Source organism: Lactiplantibacillus sp. 3062, assembly GCF_055413545.1.
The window spans coordinates 277,401-302,540 of the sequence record NZ_JBVAYE010000003.1 but is presented as its reverse complement, the minus strand read 5'-3'; the positions used below and the strand labels follow the sequence as shown (position 1 = coordinate 302,540).

27 protein-coding genes and 1 other RNA gene are annotated in these 25,140 nt (G+C 45.3%); 18 read left to right on the top strand and 10 right to left on the bottom strand.

Features of this window, described 5'->3' with window-relative positions; genetic code table 11:
• The first annotated feature begins 44 nt into the window (after positions 1-44).
• Positions 45-2,648: a bifunctional lysylphosphatidylglycerol flippase/synthetase MprF gene (mprF, locus tag ACWQAU_RS07410; RefSeq protein ID WP_003640948.1), complete on the top strand. Its 2,604-nt coding sequence runs from the start codon at positions 45-47 to the stop codon at positions 2,646-2,648.
• A 174-nt stretch (positions 2,649-2,822) separates the two neighbouring features.
• On the opposite strand, the gene ACWQAU_RS07405 is transcribed toward mprF, so the two are convergent.
• The 4 genes from ACWQAU_RS07405 to ACWQAU_RS07390 all read right to left on the bottom strand — a co-directional run bounded on the left by ACWQAU_RS07405 (position 2,823) and on the right by ACWQAU_RS07390 (position 7,052).
• Positions 2,823-3,398: an LOG family protein gene (locus ACWQAU_RS07405; RefSeq protein ID WP_003640949.1), complete on the bottom strand. Its 576-nt coding sequence runs from the start codon at positions 3,396-3,398 to the stop codon at positions 2,823-2,825.
• Between the two features lie 81 nt (positions 3,399-3,479).
• Positions 3,480-4,490, bottom strand: a complete 1,011-nt coding sequence (gene nrdF, locus ACWQAU_RS07400) for a class 1b ribonucleoside-diphosphate reductase subunit beta (RefSeq protein ID WP_003640950.1) — start codon at positions 4,488-4,490, stop codon at positions 3,480-3,482.
• 27 nt (positions 4,491-4,517) lie between these two features.
• Entirely contained in the window at positions 4,518-6,683 is a 2,166-nt protein-coding gene (gene nrdE, locus ACWQAU_RS07395; protein WP_003643938.1) for a class 1b ribonucleoside-diphosphate reductase subunit alpha, read from the bottom strand.
• A gap of 138 nt (positions 6,684-6,821) precedes the next feature.
• Entirely contained in the window at positions 6,822-7,052 is a 231-nt protein-coding gene (locus ACWQAU_RS07390) for a redoxin NrdH (protein WP_003640952.1), read from the bottom strand.
• 222 nt (positions 7,053-7,274) lie between these two features.
• Between ACWQAU_RS07390 and ACWQAU_RS07385 the strand changes: the two genes are divergently transcribed.
• From ACWQAU_RS07385 to galE, 14 genes are all read left to right on the top strand, one after another.
• Positions 7,275-7,883, top strand: coding sequence for a class I SAM-dependent methyltransferase (locus ACWQAU_RS07385; protein ID WP_079111771.1), 609 nt, complete (start codon positions 7,275-7,277; stop codon positions 7,881-7,883).
• Positions 7,884-7,885: 2 nt separating this feature from the next.
• Complete coding sequence (gene tadA / locus ACWQAU_RS07380) at positions 7,886-8,392, top strand: tRNA adenosine(34) deaminase TadA (RefSeq protein ID WP_003640954.1); 507 nt, start codon at positions 7,886-7,888, stop codon at positions 8,390-8,392.
• Between the two features lie 53 nt (positions 8,393-8,445).
• Positions 8,446-8,532, top strand: an RNA gene (ffs, locus tag ACWQAU_RS07375) — signal recognition particle sRNA small type.
• 385 nt (positions 8,533-8,917) lie between these two features.
• On the top strand, positions 8,918-10,615 hold the full coding sequence (gene dnaX / locus ACWQAU_RS07370; RefSeq protein ID WP_003644909.1) for a DNA polymerase III subunit gamma/tau: 1,698 nt from the start codon (positions 8,918-8,920) through the stop codon (positions 10,613-10,615).
• 21 nt (positions 10,616-10,636) lie between these two features.
• Entirely contained in the window at positions 10,637-10,945 is a 309-nt protein-coding gene (locus ACWQAU_RS07365) for a YbaB/EbfC family nucleoid-associated protein (RefSeq protein ID WP_003640956.1), read from the top strand.
• A gap of 15 nt (positions 10,946-10,960) precedes the next feature.
• On the top strand, positions 10,961-11,560 hold the full coding sequence (recR, locus tag ACWQAU_RS07360) for a recombination mediator RecR (protein WP_003637790.1): 600 nt from the start codon (positions 10,961-10,963) through the stop codon (positions 11,558-11,560).
• Positions 11,561-11,574: 14 nt separating this feature from the next.
• A complete protein-coding gene (locus tag ACWQAU_RS07355; RefSeq protein WP_003640957.1) occupies positions 11,575-11,826 on the top strand; it encodes a YaaL family protein in 252 nt (83 codons plus the stop codon).
• A 397-nt stretch (positions 11,827-12,223) separates the two neighbouring features.
• Positions 12,224-12,889 carry a dTMP kinase gene (gene tmk, locus ACWQAU_RS07350; protein WP_003643941.1) on the top strand — a complete coding sequence of 222 codons (666 nt, stop codon included), beginning with the start codon at positions 12,224-12,226 and terminating at the stop codon, positions 12,887-12,889.
• Positions 12,886-13,215 carry a cyclic-di-AMP receptor gene (locus ACWQAU_RS07345; protein ID WP_003640965.1) on the top strand — a complete coding sequence of 110 codons (330 nt, stop codon included), beginning with the start codon at positions 12,886-12,888 and terminating at the stop codon, positions 13,213-13,215. Before tmk ends, ACWQAU_RS07345 begins: the two co-directional genes overlap by 4 nt.
• 16 nt (positions 13,216-13,231) lie before the next feature.
• Positions 13,232-14,251 (top strand): DNA polymerase III subunit delta', encoded by a 1,020-nt coding sequence (holB, locus tag ACWQAU_RS07340; protein WP_003640966.1) that lies wholly within the window; start codon positions 13,232-13,234, stop codon positions 14,249-14,251.
• Between the two features lie 24 nt (positions 14,252-14,275).
• Positions 14,276-14,623 carry a DNA replication initiation control protein YabA gene (locus tag ACWQAU_RS07335; protein WP_003640967.1) on the top strand — a complete coding sequence of 116 codons (348 nt, stop codon included), beginning with the start codon at positions 14,276-14,278 and terminating at the stop codon, positions 14,621-14,623.
• Between the two features lie 98 nt (positions 14,624-14,721).
• The gene (rsmI, locus tag ACWQAU_RS07330; protein WP_013355239.1) at positions 14,722-15,618 is read left to right on the top strand and encodes a 16S rRNA (cytidine(1402)-2'-O)-methyltransferase; all 897 of its coding nucleotides are present in this window, start codon (positions 14,722-14,724) and stop codon (positions 15,616-15,618) included.
• A 3-nt stretch (positions 15,619-15,621) separates the two neighbouring features.
• Positions 15,622-16,407, top strand: a complete 786-nt coding sequence (locus ACWQAU_RS07325; protein WP_003640969.1) for an acyl-[acyl-carrier-protein] thioesterase — start codon at positions 15,622-15,624, stop codon at positions 16,405-16,407.
• Positions 16,408-16,545: 138 nt separating this feature from the next.
• Entirely contained in the window at positions 16,546-17,541 is a 996-nt protein-coding gene (gene galE / locus ACWQAU_RS07320; RefSeq protein ID WP_013355240.1) for a UDP-glucose 4-epimerase GalE, read from the top strand.
• 133 nt (positions 17,542-17,674) lie between these two features.
• On the opposite strand, the gene phnW is transcribed toward galE, so the two are convergent.
• The 6 genes from phnW to ACWQAU_RS07290 are packed head-to-tail and all read right to left on the bottom strand — an operon-like array spanning position 17,675 to position 23,123.
• Complete coding sequence (phnW, locus tag ACWQAU_RS07315; RefSeq protein ID WP_013355241.1) at positions 17,675-18,775, bottom strand: 2-aminoethylphosphonate--pyruvate transaminase; 1,101 nt, start codon at positions 18,773-18,775, stop codon at positions 17,675-17,677.
• Between the two features lie 21 nt (positions 18,776-18,796).
• Positions 18,797-19,594, bottom strand: a complete 798-nt coding sequence (gene phnX / locus ACWQAU_RS07310) for a phosphonoacetaldehyde hydrolase (RefSeq protein ID WP_013355242.1) — start codon at positions 19,592-19,594, stop codon at positions 18,797-18,799.
• Between the two features lie 24 nt (positions 19,595-19,618).
• Positions 19,619-20,473 (bottom strand): PhnE/PtxC family ABC transporter permease, encoded by an 855-nt coding sequence (locus tag ACWQAU_RS07305; RefSeq protein ID WP_003640973.1) that lies wholly within the window; start codon positions 20,471-20,473, stop codon positions 19,619-19,621.
• Positions 20,470-21,273, bottom strand: a complete 804-nt coding sequence (gene phnE, locus ACWQAU_RS07300) for a phosphonate ABC transporter, permease protein PhnE (RefSeq protein WP_022638341.1) — start codon at positions 21,271-21,273, stop codon at positions 20,470-20,472. The genes ACWQAU_RS07305 and phnE overlap by 4 nt, the downstream gene beginning before the upstream one ends.
• Positions 21,263-22,033 (bottom strand): phosphonate ABC transporter ATP-binding protein, encoded by a 771-nt coding sequence (gene phnC / locus ACWQAU_RS07295; RefSeq protein ID WP_003640975.1) that lies wholly within the window; start codon positions 22,031-22,033, stop codon positions 21,263-21,265. Before phnC ends, phnE begins: the two co-directional genes overlap by 11 nt.
• 37 nt (positions 22,034-22,070) lie before the next feature.
• Positions 22,071-23,123, bottom strand: a complete 1,053-nt coding sequence (locus tag ACWQAU_RS07290; protein WP_003640976.1) for a phosphate/phosphite/phosphonate ABC transporter substrate-binding protein — start codon at positions 23,121-23,123, stop codon at positions 22,071-22,073.
• Between the two features lie 279 nt (positions 23,124-23,402).
• Here ACWQAU_RS07290 and tsaB point away from each other — a divergent pair, with 279 nt between their 5' ends.
• The 3 genes from tsaB to rimI (ACWQAU_RS07275) are packed head-to-tail and all read left to right on the top strand — an operon-like array spanning position 23,403 to position 25,138.
• A complete protein-coding gene (gene tsaB / locus ACWQAU_RS07285) occupies positions 23,403-24,128 on the top strand; it encodes a tRNA (adenosine(37)-N6)-threonylcarbamoyltransferase complex dimerization subunit type 1 TsaB (protein WP_003640977.1) in 726 nt (241 codons plus the stop codon).
• Positions 24,112-24,690 carry a ribosomal protein S18-alanine N-acetyltransferase gene (gene rimI / locus ACWQAU_RS07280; protein WP_011101142.1) on the top strand — a complete coding sequence of 193 codons (579 nt, stop codon included), beginning with the start codon at positions 24,112-24,114 and terminating at the stop codon, positions 24,688-24,690. Before tsaB ends, rimI (ACWQAU_RS07280) begins: the two co-directional genes overlap by 17 nt.
• On the top strand, positions 24,683-25,138 hold the full coding sequence (gene rimI, locus ACWQAU_RS07275) for a ribosomal protein S18-alanine N-acetyltransferase (RefSeq protein WP_003640979.1): 456 nt from the start codon (positions 24,683-24,685) through the stop codon (positions 25,136-25,138). The genes rimI (ACWQAU_RS07280) and rimI (ACWQAU_RS07275) overlap by 8 nt, the downstream gene beginning before the upstream one ends.
• Positions 25,139-25,140 lie beyond the last annotated feature (2 nt).

Genomic DNA, 25,140 nt, shown 5'->3' with positions numbered 1-25,140 from the left:
TAAGATTGCGATAATAGAACAAACACACCAATGGGGGAATTTTTTTGAAGGCAACGTTACAGAAAATCGGGACGGCACTCAATAAACGCATGGGGATCATCAAAGCATTATTTGTATTCTCTGTCCTGTTATTTGTGATTACGGAAGTCGGCAAAATTGCGAAGGAAGTCAGTGGCGCGCAGTTGGCGAATGCGCTTGCTTCGCAAAGCTGGTGGCATCTGTTAAGCATGGTCGTGATTGGTATTATCGCAGTGACACCAATGCTGACGTATGACGTCATGATTACAAAGTTTTTACCCAACCACTATTCACTTGGCTATATCTTAAAAGCTGGATGGATCACCAATACATTTACGAATATCGGTGGTTTTGGGGGCGTGCTGGGCGCCTCACTGCGTGCTAACTTTTATAATCGCGAAGCCACTAAGAAACAAATCGTGTTTGCCATTTCCAAGATCGCTTTGTTTTTAGTTTCGGGATTGTCATTATATTGTATGATTTCACTCGTGCTAGTCTATGGCTTTGGCATTGGGAACATGTATGGCAGTTACTGGATCTGGCTCGTCGGTGGTGCACTGTATTTTCCAGCCATCTTTATTTTTACACGAGTCAACGATTCGGAATTCTTCGATGGCCTTACGCTCGGCAACGTCGTTCGGTTATTGAGTGGGTCGTTTGGTGAATGGACTGGCTGTGTGCTGTTCTTCTTATTAATTGGAAACTTTATGGGATTACCCATTGATTTTGCAGCGGTCGTGCCGTTATTCGTGATTGCTTCGGTTGTCGGTGAAGTGTCAATGGTACCCGGTGGTATTGGGTCATTCGACGTTTTCATGATTTTTGGCCTCGGTGCGGTCGGAGTTTCTCGACCAGACGCAGTCGCATGGCTCTTATTTTACCGGTTATTCTACTATATTATCCCGTTTGCCATCGGGTTGGTCTTATTCATCCATGACACCGGCCATCGCTTAAACGTGCGCTTAGCGGGTATTCCTAAGCAGGCATTACAACGTGTTGCTCAGATGGTACTGACGGTTTTTCTCTACTTTTCTGGTTTTTTGATGTTGTTGATGTCAACGGTCCCTAACTTTGCATATAACAATAAACTCTTCTTACAGTTTTATCCGTACACCTTTTTCTTTATTAATCAGGCCAGCAGTATTATTATGGCCTTCTTACTGATTGGGGTGGCGTTGGGAACTGCTGGCCGGGTCAAAAAAGCTTTTTGGCCAACGGTGATTGTCCTGCTGATTGCAATTTTGAATACGATTCGCTGGCTCGTCGTTTATGATGCAATTTCGATGAAATTTGTGATTTTCTTGATTGTGATTCTAGCGCTAGTGGCTTTGTCGCGGCATGCTTATTATCGTGATCGGTTGGCTTTTTCGTGGGGGCAAACGTTGTGGGTTAGCTGCGTGTATGTGGTGACCTTTATCTTGTATACGATTGTGGGGGTCTATAACGCGCCCCAAATTCATCATCGGCATGCGGTTCCTGAAGCTCTGTTCTTCCCATCACAAAAGCTCTGGTTATTTGGGGTGATTGGGTTAGTCTTAGCGGCAATGATTTTGATTATTATGTACCGCTACTTTGCGAGTGGCTATAACGCCCGATTGCGTCAAAAGATGGATGCGGCTCGGGTCAAACAAGTGATTGAAACTTATGGCGGCAATGAAATCTCACACTTGGCTTATTTGAATGATAAGTTAGCATATTACTATCAAGTCGATGGGGTCGATCAACTGATCTTCTTATACCAGCAGAAGGCCGATAAACTGATTATTATGGGAGAGCCATTCGGTAATCAAGCGGTATTACAAGCTGCCTTGGAACAGTTATTGGATGACGCAGATAGTGACGGTTGCTCGCTAGTCTTTTACGAAATTAGTGAGATGCTGACGATGCGCCTACACGAAATGGGCTTTGACTTTATCAAAACTGGTGAAGAAGGGCACGTTAAATTGGCAGACTTTAGTTTGGCTGGTAAACGGCTACGGGGTGAGCGGGCCCTAATGAATAAGTTTACCCGTGATCACTATGAGTTTGCCATCTTGCAGCCACCGTTCAGTGCCGACGTTATGGCTGAATTACGAGCCGTTTCGGATAGTTGGTTAGCAGGTGAGACGGAAAAAGGATTCTCGCTCGGATTTTTTGATGAGCAGTATCTCAATCAGGCACCCGTAGCGGTCGTTTATGATCCTGACCACCGAATTGTCGCGTTTGCGAATATTATGCCGCAGGGAAATCATCAGACGACTTCAATTGACTTAATGCGGTCAAGCAAATCGGCGCCATCCGGCATTATGGACACGGTCTTTGTGCACCTATTTGAACAGGCGCGTGACGATGGCTATGCTTATTTCAATATGGGAATGGCACCATTATCCGGTGTAGGGGTTTCACGCTACAGTTTTATTCAAGAAAAAATTGCTCATTTAATTTACGAATATGGCTACCAGTTATATGGTTTTCAGGGATTACGGTCGTACAAAGAGAAGTATGTGACCGAGTGGGAACCGAAGTACATTGCGTACCGAAAACGTAATTCACTAATTTTCACCATTTTACAATTGCTACAAGTCGTTAATACCCGGGTGCACAAGTCTGAGCGGCACCGGCCAGTATGGTTGTTGAAACGATTGAAATAATTGAATAGTATGTCATAAAGTAAGTATCGTTAATGACATAGCAAAATGCCCCATCACTGCGAGAAGCAATGATGGGGCATTTTATGATGACTTTAGAATTCAGCCGACTAATATGATGAGGGCTGAACTAATTGTGGCAGAAGCACTAGAGCTGTTTTGCGTAGGCTAGATTATTTAGTTCGTATACTTAGGCGGTAACACATGTTTGAAATCATGGAAACCAGCGAAAATTTCATCAAGATCATGCCCATTAATGAATAGGTCGAGGTTAGCCTCGGGGGCAAACCCTAAGTCGGCGGTCTTTTGTAGCATGGCGACTAGGTCGTCGTAGAAGCCGTCGATGTTGTAGAGCGCAATCGGCTTTTGGTGAATATCCATTTGACTCCAAGATAGCATTTGTAAGAATTCTTCAAAGGTGCCAAACCCGCCAGGTAAAACGATAAAGGCGTCAGCGAGGTGAAGCATCTTTTCCTTGCGTTCGGTCATCGTGCGCGTTTCGATAAAAGTCGTGACGTCCTTAAATGCAAGTTCTCTTGCGACCAGAAAATGCGGGATAATCCCGATAACGCGGCCACCAGCATCCATAGTTGCTTTGGCGACTTTCCCCATTAAACCATGGTCGCCACCGCCATAGACGAGTTGGTAATCATTAGCGGCCAAGTATTGACCGAGTGCCACCGTTTTGTCACTAAATGCGGGATCTAAACCAGAATTAGACCCACAAAAAACACAGATATTATGAATTGCCATTCTAAACTACCCCCAAGATAAAATTTTCTAGCAAAAATGCGGCCCGGATAGGCGCCGCATTTTTGTGAACTAACGTGTTGATTAATCGTCTGGATTACCAATATCGTAGTCGGTGTCTTGCATTGCTTCAACTTGACCCAAGCGGTAACCATTCCCAACTTGTGAGAAGAAGTCATGGTTAGAAGTCCCCGTTGAAATCCCGTTCATGACGACCGGGTTAACGTCTTCCGCAGTATCTGGGAAGAGGGCATCTTGGCCGAGATTCATCAAGGCTTTGTTGGCGTTATAACGACTAAAAGTCAAGACTTCATCAGACCAACCAATTTGATCGTAAACTAAATGAATGTAGTTTTCTTCATTCTCATAGAGTTTGTATAAGAAATCGAACATCCAGTCTTTAAATTCTGCCTGCTGCTTTTCAGAACGGTCTTTGAAGCCTAATTGGAACTTATAACCAATGTAAGTGCCATGGACACTTTCGTCCCGCAAAATCAATTTAATGATTTCGGCAACGTTTGGCAATTGATTGTGGCCCAAGTAGTACAGTGGCGTATAGAAACCAGAATAGAACAAGAAAGTTTCCAAAAAGACGTTCGCAACTTTTTGTTTCAATGGATCTTCGTCGATGTTATCGTAAAGCTTGTAGATCCATTGGGCTTTTGCTTGCAAGAATTCTTCACTGTCACTCCAGTCAAAAATTTCATTAATTTCGTCCGGCGTATTTAATGTTTCAAAAATTGTTGAATAACTCTTTGCATGAACAGATTCCATGAATTGGATGTTATTTAGTACGGCCGTTTCATGTGAAGTTAAGACGTTGCGGCGAAGTGCTTGCAGACCGTCTTGTGATTGTAACGTATCCAGCAGCGTCAAACCGCCGAAAACGTGTCCCACGACCCACCGGTGATCATCATCTAATTCACGCCAGTCTGCCATGTCGTTGGAAACTGGAATCCGGGTGTCTAACCAAAATTGTTCGGTTAACTTTTCCCAAGTACTTTTATCAATTGCATCTGAAACTCGATCCCAGTTAATTGCCTTATAGTTGCCATTACTGAGCAGTTTTTGGTAGTAAGCCAAGTCTGTTGCCATTTGTTATCCTCCTAGAGATCTAAGATACTAAATTACGCAGCTTTCACATTCGTTAACACCGACTTCGCCATCGTCATCCGTAAAGGTCCGAATATAATAAATCGATTTGATCCCTTTGCGGTAGGCGTAGTTCCGTAAAATGTTTAAGTCCCGCGTGGTCATCTTATCAGTGCGACCATCTTTCCATTCGTATAAGCCAGCTGGAATAGTTGACCGCATGAAGAGGGTCAAGCTCATTCCTTGGTCAACGTGTTGTTGAGCAGCCGCATAGACATCGATAACTTTACGCATATCAGTATCGTATGCTGACTTATAATAGTTAATTGTATCATTAGATAGGTAAGGAGCGGGATAATAAATCTTACCAATTTTCTTTTCTTGTCGTTCTTCGACCCGGTTGATGATTGGGTGTAGGCTGGCAGTCGTATCGTTGATGTACGAAATTGACCCATTTGGGGCGACAGCCATCCGGTTTTGATGATAGAGGCCATCACGCATAACGGCTTCTTTGAGGGCTTCCCAATCAGCTTTGGTTGGAATGAAGATACCGTCAAACAGTGCAGCGGTCTTGTCATATTTTGGTTGCCAATCTTGGGTGGTGTACTTGTCAAAGTAAGAACCATCGGCATACTTGGATTTTTCAAAGTTAACGAAGGTTTCGTGACGTTCACGCGCAATTTCGTTAGAAGCTTTTAAGGTCCAGTAGTTTAAGAGTAAGAAGTAGATATTGGTAAAGTCAACGGCTTCTTTACTGCCGTATTCCATCTGATTCTTCGCGAAAAAGGCATGGAGCCCCATGGCACCTAATCCAATGGTATGGGCTTGACGGTTCCCTTTTTGGATGGAAGGAACGACGTCGACGTTAGAGTGGTCAGTAACAAAAGTTAACGCGCGCACCATGGCTTCAACAGAATGTCCAAAGTCTGGAGAGGTCATTAAGTTAACAATGTTAGTCGAACCAAGGTTACAACTAATATCAGTTCCCAACTTCTCATACTGTTGTTGGTCATCAATTAATGATGGGGTTTGCACTTGCATCACTTCTGAGCACAAGTTACTCATCACGATTTTACCGTCGATAGGATTTTCGCGGTTCGCGGTATCAATGTTGACGACGTATGGGTAGCCAGATTCTTGTTGTAACTTGCTGATTTCATTTTCAAGGTCACGCGCCTTGATCTTAGTTTTACGGATGTTCGGGTTCTTAACCATATTGTCGTATTCTTTGGTGATATCGACATATGAGAACGGTACCCCGTATTCGCGTTCAACGCCGTAAGGACTGAAGAGATACATATCAGCGTCAGCCTTGATCAACTCGTAAAACTTGTCGGGTACGGTGACACCGAGTGAAAGCGTCTTGAGCCGAATCTTTTCGTCGGCGTTTTCCTTCTTAGCAGAAAGAAAGGCAATAATATCTGGATGAAAGACACTAAGGTAAACGACCCCGGCACCTTGACGTTGACCTAATTGGTTAGAGTAGGAGAAACTGTCTTCTAATAATTTCATGACGGGTACGACCCCACTAGCAGCGCCATCGATATGCTTGATTGGATCACCGGCACCCCGTAAGTTGCTGAGGTTAATACCGACCCCGCCACCGATCCGAGAAAGTTGTAACGCGGAGTTAATCGTCCGGCCGATTGAGTTCATATCATCGGTCGATTGAATCAAGAAGCAAGAAATCAATTCACCACGCCGGGCCCGGCCAGCATTGAGAAAACTGGGGGTGGCTGGTTGATAACGTTGGTGAACGATTTCGTCGGCCAGGTCCATCGCCAAGTCTTCATTACCATCAGCAAAGTAGAGGGCGTTCATTGCCACACGGTCAATAAAGTTTTCCAAGTAATAGTCGCCATCATCCGTCTTTAAGGCGTATTGGGCATAAAATTTGTAAGCCGCCATAAACGTCTTGAAGTGGAAGTCTTGCGACCGCAAGTAATCGTAAAGTTTTTCGATAAAGCTAAAATCATACTTATCAATGGCAGGGGTTTCCAAATAGTCGTGTTCACGTAGGTAGTCAAAGCGCGCCTTAAGACTATCAAATTTCATCGTGTTCGGTTCAACATTTTGTTCAAGGAAAGCGGCAAGTGCCTCCTGATCCTTGTTGAGCGGAATCTGATTGTTAACGGGAATATTGATCTCATTATTTAAGTCGTAATACGTGACGTCTTTTAAATCTTTTAAGGTCATAAGGAATCCTCTTTCTATCAGTATAATTGTGGCTGGCAAAATCGACGACCCACAATCAGTAGGTTGATGATTGTGGGTCGTTTATCATATTTTAAAGGGTAAACCAGCTATGTAACCACGCAAAAAAGCGTGAACAAACTAAACAGCTAATTGTTTTAAAGCATCAGGACGGAAGCCGGCAATGCTGTCTTCGCCATTGATTTCAACGACCGGAACAGCATGGAAACCTTGATTCTTCAGGTAATCGACGTATTCAGGATTCGTATTGATGTTCTTCTCTTCAAAGGCAATATTGTGCGCCGTGAGGAACTTCTTAGTCATCTTGCATTGCATGCAGTTGTTTTTAGTAAATACAGTAACTTTTTTCATTTTTCATCATCCTAACTCGTTTTTCTGATAAATTTAGTATACAACATGTGGTGAAAAAAACAATCAAAAAACACAACATCTAGGGTGTGGTAAAAATCACAAGCCCTAGATGTTGTGTTAGTGTCAGCTTTTAACCGACTAAAAAGTTTTTTAAATTATTTGTGGTTCACTCGCTGAATCAGTTATCATAGATATAGACCAGAAATTTAGAGGAAAATAAATATGACCAACTATTATTATACACACAATCCGGATATTGTGCATGATGAAAAGCAATGGAATTTTGAAATTTTTAATCACTCGTTTAAATTTACGACGGACAACGGTGTCTTCTCCAAGCGTACCGTGGATTACGGCTCACGAACACTACTTGCAGCGTTTGATCCAACTGATTTGTCAGCGGGCCCAATGCTAGATTTGGGAACCGGATATGGTCCCATTGGGATGGCGCTCGCGTATCAATCACCCGAACGAACGGTTGATATGGTCGATGTGAACGAGTTAGCGCTAAGCTTAGCGCGTAAAAATGTTGCTTTGAACCAAATTACGAATACCAATATTTTTACGTCTGATGTCTATCAACAAGTGACCGCGACTAATTACGCGGCGATTGTCACCAACCCACCGGTGCGCGCAGGTAAGGCAGTGGTGGATGCGATGTTAACGGGGGCCGTTTCACGGCTAGTCGTTGGTGGAACACTCACCGTCGTTTTACAGAAAAAGCAGGGCGCACCATCTGCGAAGAAATTGATGCAAACGACCTTTGGTAATTGTCAGGTGATTAAGAAGGACAAAGGGTATTACATCCTACAAAGTGTAAAGGAGGGATAGTCGTGACGGAACCAACAGCGGAAGACTGGATGCAAGAAGCATTACATGAAGCGCGGATGGCCTACTTAATTGGCGAAGTGCCGATTGGGGCCGTGATCGTTCACCAGGGTGAAATTATTGGCCGTGGTCACAATTTACGGGAGCATGGTCAGGATGCAACGATGCACGCGGAAATTATTGCGATTCAGGAAGCTTGCGAATATTTGCATAGTTGGCGATTAGCCGATTGTCAGCTATATGTCACCTTGGAACCATGTTTGATGTGTAGTGGGGCTATTATTAATGCACGGCTACCTGAACTCTACTTTGGTGCCCGTGATCCCAAGGCTGGCGCCGTTCGTAGTTTGTATCAGGTGATGGATGATACCCGGTTAAATCATCAAGTAACGGTTCATGAACGCATCTTGGCACGTCCGGCCGGCGAGATGTTGGAAAACTTCTTCCGTGGGATTCGTAAACGGAAAAAGGCGGCTAAAAAAGCACGACGTGAAGCTGCTGAAAAAAATTAGGCCGATGGCTGGTAATTGTGGCGCAAATCATGTATTATAGTATTTGCCGCAAGGCCAAAAGGCAAGGGTGGATTTACGAATCGTGTCAGGTCCGGAAGGAAGCAGCACTAAGTTTGCTTCATCTTGTGCCTTTTGTTTTTATGAAATGTAACAGCTCTTAGCCATTCGGTTGAGAGCTTTTTATTTAAATTAAATATTGAGTGCTAGTTTTGAACGTGCTGATAGGTTGGTTTATTTTTATTTACCTATTATTATAGTAGTAATACGTTATTTGGGTGATGCTTTTCAGGCTGATAGTTAAAGCCACTGCTTGTTGAAGGAATAACTAAACGCCTAACAAAGGTGGTTAAAGGCCTGGGCATCGACTCGTTGGCAAGTGCGCTTAGATGCTTAATTTGCATAACCGACACTGATTGTTAGTGGAAGCAGCACAACCAGGAAGCTAACTGTTCAGGACGTTTAAACAATGGCTTATAATAAGTAATGATAACCAAAGTATGACTGATGTAAGAAAGGAAGAATCGCATGTATCGGGCACTATATCGGGTTTGGCGTCCCCAACGCTTTGATGAGATTGTCGGGCAACAGATGATTACCCAGACACTAAAAAATGCCATTATGACCCACCAGACGAGTCATGCGTATCTGTTTACCGGTCCCCGGGGAACTGGGAAAACGTCGGCAGCAAAGATTTTTGCCAAGGCAATTAACTGTCACCATCTTGTTGATGGGGAACCTTGCAATGAATGTGAGACTTGTACGGCGATTACCAAGGGGCAACTAAATGATGTCATCGAAATTGATGCGGCTTCTAATAATGGCGTGGAAGAGATTCGTGATATTCGGGACAAAGCGAAGTATGCTCCAACGCAAGCGGACTATAAAGTCTACATTATTGATGAAGTTCATATGTTATCGACTGGCGCGTTTAATGCGTTGCTCAAAACGCTAGAAGAACCCCCGGCTAACGTTATATTTATCTTAGCGACAACGGAGCCCCATAAGATTCCATTAACGATTATTTCACGGACGCAACGGTTTGATTTTCGGCGGATTACAGCTAAGGATAGCTACGATCGGATGGTGTACATCCTCAATGAGAAGGATGTGACCTATGATGAAAAAGCGCTACGCGTCATTGCAGCGGCTGCTGAAGGTGGAATGCGGGATGCTTTAAGTATTCTGGATCAAGTAATTTCGTTTGGGGATAACACGGTTACGTTGGATGATGCGTTAATGGTGACGGGAAGTGTGACCAAGCAGTTGCTGGCTAACTATGTCAGTGAGGTCACCGACCATGATACGAAGCCGGCACTAGAGACGATGCGACAAATCTTACAAGAAGGTAAAGATGCGAACCGTTTCATTGAAGATTTGATCAGTTATACGCGTGACGTGTTACTCTATCAACAGGCCCCTGAAATGGTCGATAGTGTGGCGATGGGCGAGGATGATCAACAATTTGAAGCATTTGCCAAGCAAATCGATGCTGAAGTCCTGTACCAAATGGTCAAGACGTTGAACGATATTCAACAACAAATGCGGTTCACGACGCACCCCGACGTTTATTTAGAAGTGTTGACGGTCAAGCTAGCTCAGTTGGATGGTCAGGCGGCCGTTCAACCGGTAGCTGCGGCAACGGTCAATCCTGAAGATCCCACTGTGCATAAACTGGCACAACAAGTTGAACAGTTGCAAAGCGAGGTTAAAACGTTACGTTCTCAAGGTGGTAGTGTCACTAAACCCGCACCGGCTAAGCCGCGGTCGAGTAATGGCCCGGTTGTTAAGAAGGTTAATGTCAGTCAGATTTATCCTATTCTGGGAGCGGCAACGAAGAATGATCTCATTAAGGTGCGCGATGTTTGGACTGATTTGATGAACATTTTGAGTGTGACGCAGCGGGCCCTAATGCACGTGGCCCAACCAGTTGCGGCCAGTTCAGAAGGTGTTGTGGTTGCGTTTGACTATGCGTTTGTTTATCAAAAAGCGATTGATGACCAGACCTTGATCGATGCACTCGGAAATGGTTTGGATCGGCTGATGGGACAGGCACCCAAGATTGTCTGTGTGCCTAAAGAACAGTGGCCACAAATTCGTAAGGATTATTTGGCCACTCACCAGCCAGGAGGTGCAACATCAGAGCAACAAGCACCGGCCAAAGAACCGGTCGTTGAAGAAGCTAAGAACATGTTCGGTGATTTAGTTGAAGTACAGCCGGACTAAAGACGAAAGGAACTGATAATTATGATGCGTGGAATGGGCAATATGCAAAGTATGATGAAACAAATGAAGAAGATGCAGGCGCAAATGACAGCCGAACAAGCGGCTTTAAATGAACAAACCTTCACGGGTGCGGCGCCAGACGACATGGTCAAAGTCACTTTTACTGGTGATAAGAAGATGAAGGATATTACGATTAACCCTGATGCTGTTGATCCTGATGATGTGGATATGTTACAGGACTTAGTCGTTGCTGCGGTGAACGACGCGTTGACTAAGGTCGATGAACAGACACAAAGTACGATGGGAAAATATACTAAGGGATTACAGTAAAAACGAGGTAAGTACATGCAGTATCCAGAACCAATTGCTAAGTTGATTGATAGTTATATGAAGTTGCCCGGCATTGGTGGCAAGACTGCGACGCGGCTGGCGTTTTATACAATTGATATGAACGGTGATGACGTCACCGAGTTCGCTAAGTCGCTGATTGCGGCCAAACGGGACCTGCATTTTTGTAGTATTTGCGGTAATATCACCGAAGATGATCCGTGTGTGATTTGTAAGGATAAGTCGCGTGATCAAAGCACCGTTCTGGTTGTTGAAGAGGCCAAGGATGTCATGGCAATGGAAAAGATTAAGGAATACAACGGGCTGTATCACGTCTTACATGGGGTATTGTCACCCATTGATGGCAAAGGTCCGGAAGATATCAACATTGCCAGTTTATTGAAACGGCTACAGCAAAATGAAGCCATCAAGGAAGTCATTATTGCCACCAATGCCACGCCTGAAGGTGAAGCAACAGCGATGTACATCTCGCGGCTAGTTAAGCCGGCGGGAATCAAAGTGACCCGATTGGCGCACGGCTTGTCGGTTGGTAGTGATATTCAATATGCGGATGAAATGACCTTATTCAAAGCAGTTGAAGGTCGCCAAGAAATGTAATTGGAGGTGCCACCATGTTTAAACGTAAACAGAAGATCAAGCATCCCAAGGAAGTTTTTGATGAACAGTTGTTGTCGACCCTGAATGCCGCTAAGTTGGACTGGGACCGTGCGAAGCAGAACCAAGAAGCGGTCTATGATAATAATACGAGTGAACTAGTTACGCAGACCGCCTTAGCGCGTGCTAAGTATTTATATCTGTATCGTGAAGCACGTTTACGTCAAGTTCATGGGCAGACGATTCAGCGCTCGGTCATTGATAAATAGACTGTTAGTGATTTAAGAGATAACTTGTTTCAAAATAAAGACGCACGTCGTTGATTTTTGTAAATCTACGGCGTGCGTTTTTGATTTAGAACCCTAGCATTATTTTACCAGTTAATCTGTCATGCATTGTGATTAAGACATGCTAGGTGCGGCAATTGGAATAGAAGATGTGTATCTACTAATGAATAACAAACTAAAATCGGTATTTATCAATCGTGGGTAGTACTACCTCATAACTTTTTAGCAATTCACCGAATAAATCATCAAAACCACAATTGGTAGTAGCCGACCCACGTAAAAATCGTGAAAAAGTACCCTCACTAGTGGTAACCGTATTAGACAGGTACTCAAAAATCAAGTACAATTGCTACATATAAGAAAATAGATGGGATTGGGAATGTTGACAGGAAAATTAGTTACTTTTGAAGGGCCAGACGGTGCCGGCAAAACGTCAGCTTTAAACGTGATTGTGGCCAAATTACAGCCACAATTAGGGGATCGCTTAGTTGTGACGCGTGAACCGGGCGGGAATCAAATCTCAGAAGCAATTCGAAAAATCATTTTAGACCGTCATAATACGGCGATGGACGACCGTACGGAAGCGTTACTCTATGCGGCAGCACGGCGACAACATATCGTCCAAACCATTCAACCAGCATTGCAGAACGACCAACTTGTCTTGTGTGATCGCTACATCGATAGCTCGGTCGCTTATCAGGGGGCCGGCCGTGGTATTGGGGAACAAGCGGTTTATGATATGAATCAGTTCGCGACCGCGGGGCTAACCGCAGATTTAACGTTGTATTTTGACGTAGATGCTGCCGTTGGATTAAACCGCATTCAACAACATCGCCAAAATGAAATTAATCGCTTGGACGTGGAAGCCTTAAGTTTCCATCACCGGGTGCAAGCAGCGTATTTGAGATTGCTGGCAGATCATCCTGACCGTATTAAGCGTGTCGATGCAAGTCAGCCATTGGACCAAGTTGTGACGCAGGCCTTAGAGATTATGGCGTCACAGTTACCGACTTATGTGGCATCCAAGGGAGGGGAAGACCAATGAAATTAATTATTGCAATCGTTCAAGATAAGGACAGTAACCGGTTGAGCAGCCAGTTCATTGAAGCCAATGTTCGGGCCACGAAGCTCTCAACGACGGGGGGCTTCCTACGTTCAGGTAATACCACTTTTATGATCGGTATTGATGATGACCGTGTGGATGAAGTTTTAGCCATGATTAAAGAAACGAGTCATGCGCGGGAACAGTTTATGACACCACCAGTCAATCTAGACGTGACGATGGATGGCGCAGCTGCCTATCCAGTTGAAGTTCAAGTCGGTGGCGCCACGGTCTTTGTTCTACCAATTGAACAATTTCACCAATTTTAATGAAGGATGATTATTAATGGCAACAACCGAGTCATTTGCGCAAACGTTAGCGGCGAAACAGCCCCGCTTATTAGCGGCATTTAAACACATCATCGCCCAGAACCATCTGGCCCACGCGTACTTATTCGCGGGGATGGAAGGCGCTGGACAACCAGAACTGGCCCATTGGATTGCGCAACGGTTGTTCTGCCTGCATATTAATGATGGTGAACCAGATGGCACTTGTGAGGAGTGCGTCCGGATTGCTAATGGGTCGCACCCTGATATTGTGACAGTGGCTCCCGAGGGTCAGCGAATTCACGTTGATCAGGTTCGTTACTTAAAAGCTGAATTCTCTAAGAGTGCGGTCGAAGGTAACCGGAAACTGTTCATCATTAATGATGCGGAGAAGATGACAGCGAGTGCTGCCAATAGCTTATTGAAGTTTATTGAGGAGCCAAGTGGTAACGTCACGGCCTTGTTATTAACGACTAATAAGCAACTGATGCTACCAACGATTATTTCACGAACCCAGGTGATCGAATTCCCACCATTAAATGCGCAGGCGTTACAGCAGACGTTTGAACAGGCCGGGATTGCGCCAAACCAAGCGCAGATGTTACGGGGCCTGACAAATAGCGTGACCCAGGCGCAGGCGTTGCTAGCGGATGATTGGTTACCACAAGCTGCGCAAGCATTGTGGCGGTGGTTTGACCAGGCTGTTAAGGGTGACCCACGGAGTTTTGTGGCTGTGCAGGTCAATTTAGTTGGTTTGGCTAAGGACGCTGACCATCAGCTGGTTATGTTGGATTTAATTGCGGCCTTGTTCCAAGATCTATTGCAATTACATTTTGAGGTGGCAACGACAGCGTTAACCTTTGGTCAGTACCAAAAAGAATTGGCCGGGTTAACGGCTGAAGTCAGCGATGAGCAGTTGATTGCGGCGACAGAACTAGCTTTAACGGCCAAGCGCCAGCTAGCTAGCAATATTAGTTTTCAAAATGTCTTAGAAGGCTTAACGTTAAAGTTATGGCCGATTTTTCAAACAAACGCTTAAATAAAGGAAAACGAGGGTGAGCGCGTGGATAAGCGTGATTTATACGATAGTTTCGGTGAAATGGAACAACAGATGCAACAAATGCTAGACAAAATGGCTAAGTTACGCGCCGATATGACAACGGTGTTAGAGAAAAACGCGGAATTGGTCATTGAAAATGAACATTTACGTGAACACATGGTCGAAATTGAAAATGAATTGCCGAAAAAAGCGGCTAGCACGACCACGCTCTCAAAGTCACGGCAAAACTTGGAAAAACTCTATGATGAGGGCTTCCACGTCTGCAACCAGTTTTACGGCAAACGGCGTGACGATGACGAATCCTGCGTTTTTTGTTTGGAAGTCATTTATGGTGAACGTGAACGCGCATAGTCGAAAAAGTCTGGGAGTAGTCCCAGACTTTTTGTGCTTTTCACCACGAGTCACTCATAGGAACAAGTCACGGTCGAGAGGATTGTTAGGAGGACGTTTTGGAAACACAACAAAGTTTTGCAGATCATGCGGGTATCGGGACCTTGTACTTAGTACCGACGCCAATTGGCAACTTACAGGATATGACTTATCGGGCAGTGGCGATGCTTAAAACGGTTGACCTAATTGCCGCAGAAGATACCCGGAATACCCAAAAGTTATTGAATCATTTTGAAATTACAACGAAACAAATTAGCTTTCATGAACATAACACCCAAGAACGGATTCCCCAGTTAATTGAAAAATTACAGACGGGCGTTAACTTAGCACAAGTTAGCGATGCGGGGATGCCGTCAATCAGTGATCCCGGCAAAGAACTTGTGGCAGCCTGCATTGCCGCGAATATTCCAGTCGTGCCACTACCAGGTGCCAATGCCGGCCTGACTGCGCTGATTGCTTCTGGCCTAGTGCCACAGCCATTTTATTTCTACGGCTTTTTACCGCGTAAGAAGAATGAACAAAAAGCTGATTTGGCTAAATTGGCTCGGCGACATGAAACAGTGGTCTTGTACGAATCGCCATTCCGTGTTGCCAAGACCTTGACCCTCCTAGCGACCGTCTGTGAAGGGACGCGGCCAATTGTGGCGTGCCGGGAATTGACTAAGCGTTACGAGGAATTCGCGCGTGGAACCTTGGCTGAAATGGTGACGTGGGCGCAGGATCATCAGTTAAAGGGCGAATTTGTCCTTTTGATCGGTGGTAATCCGGATAAGGATGAACCAGAAACAACGGATGAATTGGCACAGTTGCCAGTCAAAGCCCAAGTCGAAGCGTTGATTGCAGCCGGAGATAAGCCCAACGTGGCCATTAAGACGATTGCGAAGCGACGAAATATTCCCCGGCAAAGCGTTTATAATCAATTTCATGAACTAAATACCAACGATGAGGAGTCTTGATGAATGGCAACTTTAGGCGCAAATGCGAGTCTTTACAGTGAACAGCACCGGATTACGTATTATGAATGTGACCGCACTGGTCGCGCAACCTTAACGACATTAATTGATATTGCTGTACTGGCATCAGAGGATCAAAGCGACGCCCTTGGTTTAACGACGGAAATGGTGCAAAGCCATGGTGTCGGTTGGGTCGTCACGCAATATGCCATCGATATTACACGGATGCCCCGCCAAGACGAAGTCGTTACGATTGCCGTTCGGGGTAGTGCTTATAATCCATATTTTGCTTACCGTGAATTTTGGATTCGGGACGCAGATGGTCAACAGTTGGCCTATATTACGAGTATCTGGGTCATGATGAGTCAAACGACCCGGCGAATCGTAAAAATTTTACCAGAACTGGTCGCGCCGTATCAGTCGGAAGTCGTCAAGCGTATTCCGCGCTTGCCACGACCGATTAGTTTTGAAGCGACCGATACAACGATTACGAAGCCGTACCATGTCCGCTTCTTTGACATTGATCCCAACCGGCATGTTAATAATGCACACTATTTTGATTGGCTCGTAGATACGCTACCCGCGACGTTCTTGCTTCAACATGATTTAGTTCACGTTGACGTTCGCTATGAAAATGAAGTCAAGTACGGGCAAACGGTGACTGCTCATGCGAACATCTTACCGAGCGAAGTGGCCGATCAGGTCACGACGAGTCATTTGATCGAAGTTGATGATGAGAAGTGTTGTGAGGTCACGATTCAATGGCGGACTTTACCAGAGCCGATTCAGTAATTTGCTGGGTTGGTATTTACACTAGTGTGTTAATGATGTGGTCATGAGCGACTTGGTCGATTAGAACGCACGTTTTTATTAGAGTCGCTAGCGATTCAGTATGCTATGATTAATACATCCATACAGGGGAGGTTCATTATGTCAATTTTAGTTTTAGGGGGAGCTGGCTACATTGGTTCTCACATGGTTGATCGGTTAGTAGAACACGGTACGGACGTCGTGGTCGTTGATAATTTGGTCACGGGACACCGTGCTGCTGTTAATTCGGCGGCCAAGTTTTATCAGGGTGATTTGCGGGATGCGGATTTTTTGAATCACGTTTTTGATACTGAGGATATTGAAGCTGTCGTGCATTTTGCCGCCTTTTCAATCGTACCAGAATCAATGAGTAAGCCACTGAAGTACTTTGATAACAATACTGGTGGGATGATCACGTTACTTGAAACGATGCAGGCCCATAATGTGAAGCAAATCGTCTTCTCATCAACGGCCGCTACTTATGGGACACCTAAGCAGATTCCAATTAAAGAAACTGATCCACAGTTACCAATCAACCCGTATGGCGCCAGCAAGTTAATGATGGAACAGATTATGCACTGGGCGGACGTCGCCTATGGCATTAAGTTTGTCGCGTTACGTTACTTTAACGTTGCGGGTGCCAAGCCAGATGGCAGTATTGGCGAAGATCATGGCCCCGAAACACATCTGGTTCCAATCATTTTACAAGTTGCGCAAGGAAAACGCGATGAACTTAAAATCTTCGGCGATGACTATAATACGCCGGATGGGACGAATGTGCGTGACTATGTGCATGTTGTCGACTTAGCTGATGCACATATCTTGGCTTTGAAGTACTTGGCTGCAGGAAATGACAGCAATGCCTTTAACCTGGGTTCTTCAACTGGTTTCTCTAACAAACAAATGTTAGCGGCTGCTCGTGAAGTTACCGGGCAACCAATTCCAGCTAAGCTAGCACCACGGCGGCCTGGTGATCCAGACTCATTGGTTGCGGCGAGTGATAAGGCGCGTGACGTGCTAGGTTGGCAACCAAATTATGACAATGTTAACGATATTATTGAAACAGCGTGGGCTTGGACGCAGAAGCATCCCAATGGCTACGATGATCGTGACTAGTATCGGTTAGCTGATAATTGAAAGCGGCTTTGAAATCTCGTCAATAGATTTCAAAGCCGCTTTTGTGGTCGTCAAAAAAGGTGCATGTCAGGATTGAGTCCTTGGCACGCACCTTTTAGATTGATCAATGCAGTTAGCGGTGAAGTTGTTGATAATCACCGATAATTGTTAAGAGTCGTTGAATATCAGTTGTATCAACATCACCGATGGTACCAATTCTGAAGCTAGGGATATTTGAAACCTTCCCAGGATAAATGACGAAGCCGCGTTGCTTGATGAACTGATAGAAGTCAGCAAAATCAAAGTCGACGTTCGGGTATTTGAATGACGTAATGATGGGCCCTTGAATGGCTGGATCAATCACTAATTCAAAACCTAGCGCTTGTAAGCCGTCGCTAAGGAGTTGTTGACTAGCATGGTAACGTTGGTAGCGTGGTGTCACGCCGCCTTCTGCTTGCAATTCAATGAGTGCTTGCGCAAAGGCATGTACCACGTGGGTTGGCGAAGTGAAGCGCCATTTTCCTGGTTGCTTGGTCATGGCTTGCCATTGGTCGTAGAGATCTAGACAAAGTGAACGAGCGTTGTCAGCAGTGTGGGCCAAGGTCGCTTGTTTTGCAATAATGAACGCAAAACCGGGCACGCCTTGCACACACTTGTTGGCACTACTAATCAAGTAGTCACAATCCAATTCATCAATGCTAATCGGGACGCCACCTAAACTGGACATGGCATCGATGATCGTTACGATCTCGTGTTCATGCATGATAGGCATTAAGGCTTCGATTGGGTTGAGAATCCCAGTTGTCGTTTCGCTATGAACGGTTGCGAAGTGGGTAATCTCCGGATGATCAGCTAAGGTTGCTTCAATCCGAACCGGATCGACGGCTTCATCTTCGTTGAACACAACGTCGATATGTGGAATATCGTAATATTCTGCAATTTGACTGATCCGATGCCCATATGCGCCGTTAATGGCAATCATTAAAGTTGCATCGGTCCGTGGTACTGCTGTGCCAATGGTGGCCTCAACACCAAAACTGCCGCTTCCTTGTAGTAGGACGGTCGTATAGTTTTCTGGATTGGCTTGGGCCATAGCTAAGATTTGTTGCCGAATGGTTTCGGTGACGTGCCGATAGTCACTATCCCAAGTACAATAATCAATTTGCATTGCGTCCTTAACACTGGCAGTCGTACTGAGTGGACCGGGTGTTAGGAGTAAATAAGGTTGTTTCATAAAAATCGGGCTCCTTGTCTGCTAATGATCAGTGGCAACCGGTTGATTGATTTGATCAAGCAATGCCGGTAATTCAGCCATCGATTGTAAAATGTAATCGGCACCAGCGCGTTGATAAGCGGCAGTGACGTGGGCTCGTCGTTCAGCTTGTTCGGCGGGGCTAAGGGCGTTGAAGGCTAACTCCGAAAGTCCCATGATGTTGCTACCATCAATAATCCCTACAGAGACTGCGTCGGCGTTGTTGCCTTCTAAGATATCATTAACGGAATCCCCAATTTTCATGACGGTCGTTGGATCGGTGACTGTGAGCTGTTCAGCTGCTAACGCAAGCATTGCCGGCGCTGGTCGACCAACACCGCCAGTTTGTTCTGAAGTGATGTTGACGGCGGGACGATAGCCTTGCTTAGCTGCGATCGGTAAGACCAGGGCTAACATTTCAGCGTCATAGCCGGTGGTCGTGCCATAGCTGATATTGTGAGCGGTCAAATAGTCAATTACAGCTGACATGCCGGGCTTTAATTGTCCGAATTCAGTCAGGGAGCTAAGCAAGATTGCCTTGAAGTTGCTAAAGATTTGATTGCAGTCGTCTTCAGTCGGTAAGACTTGGAAACGCGCCTGCCAGTCGTTTTGAACGGCCGGTAAATCCATGATTTTATGGATATGGGTGTACTTATCTAGTCCCATATCTTGGCGAATCTCAGCTTCAGAGATTTGAATACCAACGTTGGCAAAGGCTTTTTGGAAAGCCACGATGGGCGCCCGGCTGCCATAGTCAATGGTCGTGCCGGCCCAGTCAAAAATTACTGCTTTAATTGTCATTGATGAAAACTCCTTTGAATTTACTTAGTTGTTCTTTAAGTAGTGGCCACGTAACCGCATAGAAACCAGTTCGAGCACGATTGCGACACCCAAGAGTAGGTAGACAATCAAACCAACTTCATGGAAATCGAAGTAGAAACTGCCAGCCATGAAGAGGTAGTAACCGATATCGTCAGCACCGGCTGCAGCACCAACGGCGACCGCATTGGCAAAGTTAATTTCAAACCGGATGAACGTCCAGCTAAGAAGTGCTGGAATGATTGACGGGAGAATGGCCTGAAAAACAATCGGCCAAAAACCCACGCCACTCGCCTTTAACGCTTCAATCGTATCTTGTGAGGTTTCTTCAATACTTTCAGAATAAGCCTTAACCAAGTACGCTACACTGTGGAAGGTCAAGCCGACCACGGCGGCACTAGCACCTAATCCCATGACTACGGAGTAAATTAACACCCATAAAATCGTTGGAATGGCACGAATAAAGGCCATGACTGCTTTAATACTAGTAGCTAACCAACTGGGTGCTAAGTTACGGGCAGCACCGACGGCAATGAAGAAGGCGATTAGCGCTCCTAACAAAGTCGTCAACATTGCTAATGAAACACTAGTCATTAGGGCCCGTAAGAGTTGCCCCAGTGTGTCTTGACCAACGCTAGGGTGTAAGAACATAGCATTCAGGTTGAGACCTAAGCTATGCAAAGCGTCAATGATGTTCAGGTTGGCATTATTGAGTGTGACTAATGAATAGACACTGATAAGCGTTAGGCCAATCATAACGGCTCGCAGGATTTTGCGGGGCCGAGTCACCAACGAAATCGACCGGGTTGGTGGTGCTGACGGTTGAAGTACTTGTGTTTTGGGTTGACTGTTTTCAATCATGCAATTGCCCTCCGAATTCGATTAGATGTCAATTCTAAAACAATGACTAAAATCGCAATTAACAAAACAATTAGACCAGCAGCGTCATAGCGGAACGCCTTAAAATAGTAGTCAAAGAGAAAACCAACACCCGTACCCGTCAAGAGTCCGACCAAGGTTGCGTCCCGTAAGTTGTTTTCAATCATGTAGAGAATCCAACTAGTCAAGGTACTAGCGGCTTCGGGTAACACCCCACAGAAGACACATTGGAAATAGTTGGCGCCAACGGCTTGCAGTGCTTGAAGCTTTTCGGCATCGAGGTCCTCAATAGTTTCAGTAAAGGCCCGTGTTAGATAGCCTAGCGTCATAAAGAACAGTGCCAAGAAGCCCGTAAAGTCACTCTGTTTAAAAGAAAACAGAAGAATCATCGCCCAAGCGACCACCGGAATATTACGTAAGAGTGAAGCACCAAAACGAATAATCCAGCGGAGGACAGGTGTTGGGGTGGTCGTCTTAGCACCGAGAATCGCAAAGATCAGGGCGAAGAGACTAGCGACCATGGTTGATGAAATTGCCACGAGCAAGGTCCGCCACAGCTGATAAAGAATCGGTCCCAGATAAGAAATCGAACGACTTGTCGGAATAAAGTTGGTAAACAACCACATTAAGCCCGCTGGAATCTTACTGATCGAAGCCCACGCCTGAAAATTAACGAGGGCCATGGATAAGACGTAGATGCCAATTAAAATGAGCAAAACAACTGATAATCGCAACCGACGTTGCTGAAAAAAGCGTTGCGGTGTCATTGGATTAGTTTTCATTGGCAGCCACCGCCGTTGATTGGTCAGGTTGGCGATAAATGTGTTGTAAGACCGCGTCGTCAACTTCATTAGTGGCGCCTTCGAAAACGATGGCGCCGCTGTTAATGCCGACGATATGGTCGGTGTACGCCATTGCGATATCGACCTGATGTAGATTAATGAGGATAATCAGTTGTTTTTCCTTTGCCAATCGCCGTAGAATGTCCATGACAATGGTCGTTGATTTGGGATCTAGGGAAGCAATCGGTTCATCACATAAAATCATCTTAGGATGTTGCATTAATGCCCGTGCGATCCCGACCCGTTGTTGTTGGCCACCACTTAATTGATCGCAACGTTGGTAGGCGTATTCTTTTAACCCTACTTCGTCGAGTAGTTGTAGCGCCTCTTGTTTTTCGGCGCTACTGTAAAGGCCGAGCATGCCAGCAACCGTTGATTTAGCGCCTAAGCGGCCATGCAGAACATTTTCAAGGGCCGTTAACGGACTGATCAGATTGTAGTTTTGGAAAATCATGCCGATATGATGACGAACTTTGCGTAATTCAGCTTTGTTCGCTTGACGAATGTCAGTGTCATCGAGCAAAATTTGACCACTATCATCGCGGATCAACTGATTGATACTCCGTAAAATAGTTGTTTTACCAGCACCAGACGGGCCGATGATGGCAGTTACTTCGCCCGGTTTAGCTGTGAAGTTGACTGCTTTGAGCGAATGCTTATTGGAACCATATGTTTTATCTAGCTGAATAACCTTGAGCATTGGCAAATCCTTTCATTGTGAACTAATGGTACGTGGTTTAGTAACCTACTAACTTATGCGTTGGCGCGTACCACTTGTCGGTAACATTAACTAATTTGGACTTTTCTGATTTCTTAGGGAACATCATTGGTGTCTTCGCATTTGGTTCAGAGAAGATCTTTTTGTTTTGGGCAAAGGACTTCGACGTGAACTCAGTGGCGATCTTCTTTTGATCATCCTTGCTGAGGGACTTGGTATTGTATACCCATGGGCCTTGTTGAACAGGCATCATGGCAATGTTAACGACCGACTTGCCGGCTAAACTTGTAAATGGCGCTTCGGCGTTATCCTTAACAGTGAAAGTTGAGCCGACCTTGTCCCATGATCCCTTGGTAACGTTTAAGTATGGCATTAAATCAGCATCATCAAAGGCAGCGACATCCGCATCCCCCTTGAGTAAGTTGACCGCGGAACCCTGATGAGAGCCACCATAGAGCACTTTACTAAAGAATGATCCGCTTTGAGTTAATTTATCTTGGTCAGCGGTTTTGATGTTGAATTCACGTGAGATTTCAGCCGTTGGTACTAAGAAGCCTGAAGTTGAACTATTGGAAACATAAGACATCTTCTTGCCTTTGACGTTCTTAATACTGTACTTACCGTTTTCTTCATACTTTTTGGCATCTTTTTGTTGTACCATTAAGTAGGAGTTATAAGTAGCGTCTTTCAAGGTACCTTTAGCATCAGATTGTGCGGCAAAAGGTACAACATCTTTGCTCTTGTGGTGTGCTTGGATATAACCGTTAGCCCCCATGTATGCGACTTGAGCTTTGCCGGATGCAATTGCTTGGATCGCAACGTTATAGTCGGTCGTGGTTTGTAATTTAACCGTCTTACCCGTTGCCTTTTCAACTGCTTGCTTAATGGCCGTACGGGAACCAGCAAAACTCTTGGCTGATTCGTTAGGATAGAAGACCACCGTGATGGTTTTGCTGCTATCCGTACTGCTACCACCAGATTTAGCACTGGTTCCGCTAGCGCAACCTGCGAGTCCTAAACCTAAAACCGAAATGAATGAAAGACCTAATAATGACTTACTAACTTTTGACATAGTTTCCAATTACCTCCAAGTAATTTTAGTTACTTGTGTAGCATAACAAGGTATTGTAAATGTGCGGACAAGGATTAGTGAAGTATATGTATAAGTTATGTAAATAATATTTACATTCGGTTTTCAATTCAGTGATTGGTAAGTATGAGTGGAAACTGGTCAGGATAGTTGTTGATTGTTTCTGGATTGAATTGGTTGGTTACTACCGTAAAGCTTTCAAAGTAAGTAAATTATGATAAGATATGTGAAGTAATTCAAAATGAGGAGTTTTTTAAAATTATGAAGTTGTTGGCGATTGATACTTCGAATCGGCCATTGAGTGTCGCGGTATTAGAAGATACCCAGATCTTGGCCACAACGACCACTAATGTTGGCCGTAACCACAGTAGTACATTATTACCAATTATTGAACAAGCCATGGCTCAAGCTAAATTGGCACCAGCTGATTTAGACCGGATCGTCGTTGCTGCCGGACCAGGGTCGTATACGGGGTTGCGAATTGGCGTGACGACTGCTAAAACACTTGCCTTTACATTAGATAAAGCCTTAGTTGGTGTATCGAGTTTGGCCGTGTTAGCTGGCAACATTGTGACGGAAGGCCAATTAGTGGCGCCGTTATTTGATGCGCGTCGTGACAACATCTTTGCCGGGTTATATCGGATTAAGAACCAGCGTCCAGTTGCCGTTATCGCTGATCAACATATCAGTGTGACCGAGTGGGGCCAACGATTAGCTAGTTATGATGAACCAATTACCTTTGTCGGCGCGGATGTCGATCAATATGCGGATGCTTTGCAGCAATCGTTAGCCAAGCAGTTCGTTCGTGCAGCCCCACAACTTGACTTGCCCCAAGCCGTAGTACTAGGTTTGATGGGTCGAACGCTGACACCCGTGAGTGAAATTCATAACTTTGTGCCGAACTATTTGCGTTTAACGCAAGCTGAACGTGATTGGCAAGCCAAGCACCCAGAAAAGGAACATGCGCCCTATGTTGAGAAAATTTAAGGAGTACTTTCAAAAAATGACCACCGGTGGCAATCAACGCCGCCAACGTGTATTGGCCATTCAAAATCACATCGTTAAAGTGGGCGAAGTCAATTACTATGTCTCACGCGCACTGATTACCGATGTGCCCGAGATGCTAGCCATTGAACGGGCCGTATATGCGGGACAGACACCGTGGGATGAAAATGCGTTTAAGACGGAACTTCGCCGACAGAGCGGTCGTTTCTATATTGTGATGCGTCATGAAGATCGCCTCGTCGCTTTTTGTGGTTGTGTCTTTGATGATCGCCGCCAAGATGCACATATCACCAATATTGCTGTACATCCTGATGTTCAAGGCCAAGGACTAGGCCATTTTATGATGCAAGTCATGATGAAGCGGGCGCGTAAGTTGCATTACCAAACGGTGACCCTTGAGGTTCGTTACAGTAATACGATTGCGCAACAACTTTACCGCGATTTAGGGTTTGAAAAGACTGGTATCAAGAAACGGTACTATTTTGGCGACCATGAAGATGCTATTGATATGACTTATCGTATTCCGGTAGCTACGGATGACTGAACGACAGCTTGTCGCCAGTACGCAGCTTGACGCGGGTCGGGCCGTCCAAGTTTGTTACCAGTTAGCGACATTAGCATATCCCGGTGGCGCACCTTGGCGGCAAGCGACGTTTGCGGCGGACATGGCGTTACCAACGGTACACTATGATTTATTACGGTGGCAGGATGAACTGATCGGGTTTGTCAGCCGCTCAACAGTGCTTGATGAGACCGAAATTACGAATATTGCAATTGATCCGGCCTATCAGCGTCAAGGGCATGCGCGGTGGTTATTAACAGCCTGCTTAGCACAATTATCGGCAGGGTCCGTATTCCTAGAAGTCCGGGCTAGTAATCTCGCCGCCCAGCGCTTGTATCAGCAATGCGGCTTTGACCAGATTGCCACGCGTAAGGAATATTATCATGATCCCGAAGAAGATGCGTGGATCATGCGTAAAATGATTAATTAAAA